Origin of the sequence: Desertibacillus haloalkaliphilus (genome assembly GCF_019039105.1) — a bacterium.
In the GTDB taxonomy this organism is placed as follows: Bacteria; Bacillota; Bacilli; order Bacillales; family KJ1-10-99; genus Desertibacillus; species Desertibacillus haloalkaliphilus.
In genome coordinates, this window is sequence record NZ_JAHPIV010000453.1 from 1 (window position 1) to 355 (window position 355).

Annotated in this window: 1 protein-coding gene; it reads right to left on the bottom strand. The window is 48.5% G+C overall.

The window, feature by feature from the left end; translation table 11 throughout:
• Window positions 1-355: hypothetical protein (locus KH400_RS30230; RefSeq protein WP_217228527.1), on the bottom strand; the 355-nt coding region annotated here is incomplete at both ends.

Here is a 355-nt window from a genome sequence, read left to right on the forward strand (position 1 = left end):
TCTTTTCCTTTCTCCCCCTCCCTTTTCTTTCCCTTTCTTTTTCCTTCCTCCTCTTTTTTTTTCTTTCTCTTCCTTCCCCTTTTCTCCCCTTCCCCCCCCCTCCTCCCCTCTTCCTCCCTTCCTCCCCTCCTTTCCTCCTCCTTTTTTTTTTCTTTCTCTCTTTCTCTTTCCCCTTCTCTCTCTCCTCCCCTCCCTCTTTCCCTTCCCCTCTTCTCTTCTCCCCTTTTCCCTCCTCTTTCTTTCTTTTCTCTCTCTTTTTCTTTTCCTCTTCTTCCCCCCCCCTTTCTCTCCTCTTCCCCTTCTCCTTTTTTCTCTTCCTCCCCCCTCCCTTCCCTTTTTTCTTTTTCTTTCCCCT